This is a genomic window from Pseudoalteromonas sp. 0802 (genome assembly GCF_013350085.1).
GTDB lineage: Bacteria > Pseudomonadota > Gammaproteobacteria > Enterobacterales > Alteromonadaceae > Pseudoalteromonas.
In genome coordinates this window covers 1-4,839 of the sequence record NZ_JABVXE010000042.1, presented here as the reverse complement: position 1 = coordinate 4,839, position 4,839 = coordinate 1, and the positions used below count along the sequence as shown (strand labels likewise).

The window sequence follows — 4,839 nt, the reverse complement described above, 5'->3', positions numbered from 1 at the left end:
GCTTTTATCATGATAAAAGCCTTTTTCCACGCTGTAATTAACCCAATCAGGGCTCACGCCTTTTGGTGCTGTATCTATTAATAACTGCGCTGAGTTATCGTGTAATGTTTGCCAAGGCGAGTGCGGGTATAGGTGCGCAAATTGCGCAAATATAAATAGCGGTGCATAGCTTGGATTTAATTTCCAGCTATTGTCTTTTTCAAAGCCTGTTGGCCCAGGTAATAGAGTCAGACCGAGGTTTGGTATCTGCGCTGTTTCTTCACGAATGATGCGCTCAGCAAGCACTGAGCTGAGCACTGCGTAGCGTCTTTCATTCCATAAGATAGCCGCTTGTGACAGGGTATAAGCAATCCATAAATCTGAATCAGAAGCTGGATTTGAATCAAGGATTTGTCCTTGATTTTGCTTTATTCCCCATTGCCACGCTGGTAAACGGGTACTTAAGTCACCTTCAGAAAGGTGTACTTCAGTCCACTCAAGCAACTTATCGAAGCTGGCTTTATCATTGGCAAGTAAAGCAAAGAATAACGCATAAGATTGCCCCTCTGAGGTGGTAATACTGTAATCACTACCCAAATCAATTACACGTCCTTCAGGTGTAATGAAGTGAGTTTTAAAGTTATTCCACTGCGGCCAAGCGCTGCAGCTTAACTGAGCTAAGGCGTTGCTTGAAAAAACAAAAACGAATAGTAAAGAAGCGATAGTTTTCATTATGCCTGATCTCCTTCAGATAAACGTTTTTTGGTAAGTAGCGCAAGCACTCGCCACAACATAAATGAAATAAGTAATAGGGTTAGTAGTGATAGAATCGCTAACAATACTGGGCGGTCTGAAAAGTGGAACCAAATGAGGGTATGAATAGGTACGTGACCGACAAAATACTGCTCATCGGTTTTAATCGTTTTGATGCCTTGGCTATTGATAATGGCTGAGCTTCCCATTATTTGAGCTGTTTTATCATCATTGAGCAGTGCATCAGTGAGAAGTGCAAAAGCATTTTCATTACTGGCAATCAAAGAGACTACTGAGCGGTCTGAATCAAACGGTGACTGGAACCCAGACATCACGGCTAAACGACCAATGCTGCTTATATTTACTTTAATTTTTTCAGCACCTTTAGTGTCGTAGGCACCATTATAGATAGCTTGATCAACAATGCGTTGGTTGTTGTTGATAAGCACACTTAGGGCGCTGTCTTTGGCAAGTGAGTTTAAGAAAGAGTCAGGCTTACCAATAATAATAATGTCTTTATCGTTTAGCGCCAATTGGTTACTTGGAAATTGAATGTCTAAACGGTGCGCTGGGTAGCCGGTAATAGCGCCTAAATGACCCGCAAAATTAAGTAATAAGCTAATTGCGTTAACTGAGCTGTTAGCTTCCATTACAAGCGTACTTTGGTGTAAATCGGCATATTTGGTGAATGGGAAACCGCCATTTGCAAAGGCGCGTAGGTTTGGCATGGCAATATAGTGATGGAAGTCACTTACATCAATGGTAGAGCTGCCATCAATTGCACCAAATTCACCGCCGGCAGGAATGGCGCTACACTCACCGGTTTTTACGACTGCAAAATTAAAATCATAAGTCAGCTGGTTATTTGTTGTTAAATCTAACCCTGTTAGCTCAAAGTCTTGACGAGTTTTGGTTGGATTGAATTCAGATAAAAGCGGTAACAAGGTATCGGTTGTAATCGTTTTACCACCTTCGTTATCAAGAATAAAACCATCCACAAACTTACCGTTAATCAACATATTCAAACGCGACAACATGTTTTGCTCAACAGGCGTGTTGCGGTAATTCAAGGTAATAGGAATACCATTTTCACGCCAAGTGAATAAATCTGGTGCAAAACGCAAGTCTAACCGAACAGGTAGACCGCGATAGCCTTCCGATTGCAACTGAGTTGGGTATTCAATAAATTCATCAAAGCTTACTGGGCGATCAGAACGCACCCACAGTGGCGCATCGTAGGCTTCTCGAAGCGGTAAGTTGCTAATTGCATCAATAGTTGCACTGCGACCAGTCATGACTTTATAGCCAAAGACTAAACCTACTACGGCTTCTTTCAATTGTGCTGTGTCTTTACCTAAAACAAGCAGTACTTTGGCGTAGCGCTGAGTAGGGCTGCTGATAATTTCTACAGTTGGCTTTTCAACATCAGGGTAATTCAATAAAAAATCAGGCTTGTTGTCGTTTGTTGCGAATACGACACTATGTTCTGTCGGTGTTGCATTAATTTGCACAGGGAACTGTGCTTTGCGCCATTTTGCTTGAGCGCCAAAAAAGCTTGATAGTGCAGCTGCTGCTTCGAGTGTGTTTTCATCAGGTTGTGATGCAAACACAAATGGTAAATTGACCTTGTTGTAATCTCGCGAATCAAAAAATGGTGCAGGGAAATACTCAAGTAAGCTTTCAAGAGCAAGTGACTGACGGTCAATAGAAATACGGCTACTTTTACTAAGCTCGGCCCATATTGTTTTACTATAGTCATCCTGACAAACCAGATCGTAAAAACCGACTAGTTCGAAGCGAATTTGGTTAAAGTCTTTGATTAGCTTAGGGTTAAGAACAATGCTGCGCTCAGAGACTGTGCCAATTGGCGTTGCCTTATCATCAATAGGTAGCACAGTGACAAGGTTTTCATTTAAGAAAATTTTCAAATGTGAGACACGACCAATAAGTGATGGTGAAGTTGTGTATGAAAAGTCCAGGGTCAGTTTTTTCCCTAATTTATCGAGGCGGTTTGTAAAATCAACACGGGTACTATTACTCACTCCATCAAGCTTGAACTTGCTTAAACCAAGCTTTTCAAAGCTTAGCGTCATGCTTTCAATTGGTGCTTGCTCTGGGTAACCATCATCAAAAATCGCTTTATTAGAGAGAGGCTCAGCACTTATCGCCCAGCCAGATATGCTGAGTGTGCCAAAAGCTAATAACAAGGTTAAAAAAGTTTTTATCATGATGTTTTTAGTACTTTTGTTGGTTTTTTAGGTAATAACGACGCCACAAAGTACAAGACTCTTGATGCAAACGCAATCGCGGGTCTTAATTCATTTGGGGCATGGAAAATCAAGTTCTTAAAGCCTCTTAGACTGGTATAAAAAACGTGAGAAAAGCTGTATGAAGGCTTGTCGTGTTTAAAGTTTTCTTGCCAATCAAGCCAAGCATCAGCACGTGAGAAAGTGCATTGAATAAAGGCTTTTTGTTTTTCTAAATCTAAATCCCTGAGGGTAAGACCCAGTTGTTTATCGCGGGTGTTACAGATATAAGTTGGGAATGAAAACTGCTTCAAGCCACGGCTCATGAGTAGCTCGACTTTATCATTTACACGGCAAAGGTGATTATGGTCAGTTTCAAGACCAACACCATTATTTGAGTAGTCCGTAATTTTTACTTTAATAGTACGGCCATTAGCAAGGCGAATAGCTGCAGGGAAATTTGCTTTAATGCGGTGTGAGCTGCGTACTTGTTTGGCTTCAGCGGCAACAGCCACAGCTGCACCTAAAATTATCACGTTATAGCTTGCCCACAGCATGCTAATGACGAGTACACCTATTTGTGAACTATCGCCGAAGAGCAATCTAAACACGCCGTAGGTCATACCCAAAACGTTAACAAGCAACAAGATTATATAAGGCTTTGAAATCGTCCAATCGTAGTGATCTTGCTTGTTTAAACCGCCTTTTTCAGTCACGTTAAATTTACCCTTATTCGGGTTGATAAGCGCAACTGTCGTGGGTTTTAAAATATACCAAGCAAGTACTGACTCATAAACTTCGCCCCAAAATGAATAGCGGTATTTACCTTGAATTCGAGAGTTGGTTATTTTTACCTGTAACAGGGTTGGCACAATATAAAGAAAGATGGCAACAAACGGTGCATAGATAATTTGCGCATTAAAATAAATTAATGCCAGTGGCGCTGTTAAGAATACAATTCGCGGAATGCCTGATAAAAAGTGCAACATAGCGTTTAAATAGCACAAGCGCTGCGCGATATTTAGGCCCTTACCAAACAACGGGTTATCTAATCGGAATATTTGTGCCATGCCGCGTGCCCAGCGAATACGTTGACCAACGTGGGCAGATAAACTATCTGTAGCTAGGCCGGCGGCTTGTGGAATATTAATATATGTTGTTTTGTAGCCAGCGCGCTGCATTCTTAGCGCGGTGTGGGCATCTTCAGTGACGGTTTCTACGGCAAAACCACCAATTTCTTCAAGGGCACTGCGCCTTAAAACAGCACACGAACCACAAAAGAAGGTCGCATCCCACATATCATTGCCATCTTGAATTAAGCCATAGAACAACATATTTTCATTTGGGATTTTACGATGATTTTTGAGGTTGCGCTCAAATGGATCGGCAGAAAAAAAGTGGTGAGGTGTTTGTACTAAACACACTTTACTGTCATTGATGAATTGTCCCATTGTCATTTGTAAGAATGAGCGAGCAGGGATATGGTCACAGTCAAAAATAGCAATGTAGTCGCTATTAGTTACTTTCATCGCATGGTTCATGTTACCGGCTTTGGCATGTTTGTTATCAGGGCGAGTTAAATAACCAACACCAATTTGCTTTGCGAATTCGGCAAATTCAGGGCGTTTACCATCATCTAAAATATAAATGTTTAGCTTATCTGCAGGCCAATCAATACTTTGCGCGGCGATTGTTGTTGGCTTCACAACATCAAGCGGCTCATTATAAGTAGGAATATAAATATCAACTGTTGGCCAGTTTGCAGTGTCTTTTCCTAACGCGATTGGTTTACGGTTTAATGGATTAATGGTTTGGAAAAAGCCTAATATTAGTACTAACCAAGCGTAACTTTCAGCAAGCA

3 protein-coding genes are annotated in these 4,839 nt (G+C 41.3%); all 3 read right to left on the bottom strand.

What is annotated here, in order from left to right:
* A partial coding sequence (gene bcsZ / locus HUS61_RS21725; RefSeq protein WP_258539862.1) for a cellulose synthase complex periplasmic endoglucanase BcsZ occupies nucleotides 1-711 on the bottom strand: 711 nt, incomplete at its 3' end.
* Complete coding sequence (bcsB, locus tag HUS61_RS20810; RefSeq protein ID WP_175092375.1) at nucleotides 711-2,960, bottom strand: cellulose biosynthesis cyclic di-GMP-binding regulatory protein BcsB; 2,250 nt, start codon at nucleotides 2,958-2,960, stop codon at nucleotides 711-713. The genes bcsZ and bcsB, both read right to left, overlap by 1 nt.
* On the bottom strand, nucleotides 2,957-4,839 hold a 1,883-nt coding region (bcsA, locus tag HUS61_RS20805), incomplete at its 5' end, for a UDP-forming cellulose synthase catalytic subunit (RefSeq protein WP_175092374.1). The genes bcsA and bcsB, both read right to left, overlap by 4 nt.

Coding starts and splice junctions, on each gene's coding strand:
- bcsB (WP_175092375.1), bottom strand. CDS start 2,960: ATGATAAAAACTTTTTTAACCTTGTTATTAGCTTTTGGCACACTCAGC.